A 1,434-nucleotide genomic window follows, 5' to 3' on the forward strand; every position below is an offset into this window, starting at 1 on the left:
CTCATATAGACATTTATAAAACAGGGAAAATATGGGTGCTTGAAAATCAAAAAAAGGACATACAAACGCGGTTTTTTGAATAAAGGATTTTTTATTCAAAAAAATGCAGGTCGTTCCACTGCCGTTCGTGGTCATTGCGTTCTCTGTGCTCGTGCCAAAAAGAAGCTCTGGCAAGGGTGCAAAAAAATTAAGGTACCGCGATATACCGCAAAAAACATTTTACAATTCGCCATTGGTGCATTATAATAAACCGGTTTGCAAGAAATCTTCTGTAAGATATTCCCATGAACTGTTTTGCAGTTTCGTTCTTTGACAATTCAGCAGCGGCTCAAAATCATGGCGTTTGAGCTGCAAAGCCGCTTACGATACGCGCTATGTGTATGGTGCTGATGCCTTGGGTGCCGAAGGCACGCTAGATAATAATTTCCGCTTACGCAAACGGCGCGCTTGCGCGACGTACGGAAACCGCGCTGCCAAATGGACGATGTCCAATTCGAGCGAGACGCTGTATTTCAACACGATGTGGACGTGGCACACGGATAAAGGATTGCGCGACGGGCAGTATTCGAAACACATATACTTAGGCGAAACGCGGGTCGTCACGAAGCAGACGAGTAAACTCGAAGCAAGCTACGGACAGAGCGACGAGTGGCATCATCAGTATTACTACCACCCCGACCACTTGGGAAGTGCACAGCTCATCACCGACTACGAGGGCAATGAGTACCAACGGATAGAATACACGCCGTACGGGGAGCTGTGGGTAGAGAAAAAGACGGAGAACGAAGAAGGGCTGCGGTACTTGCCGTACAAGTTTACGGCGAAGGAGCAGGACGAAGAAACCGGCTTATACTACTACGGAGCACGGTACTTGGATGCGAAGTACAGTCGGTGGCTGTCAACGGATCCGGCGGTTGGGGAGTATATACCACAGGCTCCCATAAGTGATGAGGCGAAGAAGCATAACGAGAAGCTGCCGGGCATGGGTGGTGTGTTCAACGTCGTAAACTTCCAGCTGTATCACTACGCGGGGAATAATCCGGTGAAGTATACCGATCCGGATGGGAGAGAAACTGGCATACCCCGTTTTGATGAACAAAATTATATAAAGCATCAAGTTAATGCCGTAGGAGCAAGCTTGTATATTGCTTTTAGACAAAGTTTATCTTACATAGGGAACTTTTTTTCAAATTTTTTTACAGGTAAGGGTGATGTTGGACTGGTAACATCTGGTTCTGCTAAAATTGGAGATTTGTCATATAGTTGTACAGTGACAGGTACTGTAAAAAAAGGTTTTTCAATCGAATTTGATAATTTAAATGATATAGGCCTTGCTGCACTTCAAAATGTATTTAATGAATCTCCAATAACATTGAATGTTGATGGTATTTCTGTTCAATACAAAATTGCTAAAGCAACTGTATCTGTAAATTC

1 protein-coding gene is annotated in these 1,434 nt (G+C 44.4%); it reads left to right on the plus strand.

Features of this window, described 5'->3' with window-relative positions:
- Positions 1–343: 343 nt before the first annotated feature.
- A partial coding sequence (locus tag JSQ97_RS13215) for an RHS repeat-associated core domain-containing protein (RefSeq protein WP_370590057.1) occupies positions 344–1,434 on the plus strand: 1,091 nt, incomplete at its 3' end.

The sequence above is a fragment of the Treponema sp. Marseille-Q4523 genome (assembly GCF_016901105.1).
Lineage (GTDB): Bacteria > Spirochaetota > Spirochaetia > Treponematales > Treponemataceae > Treponema_D.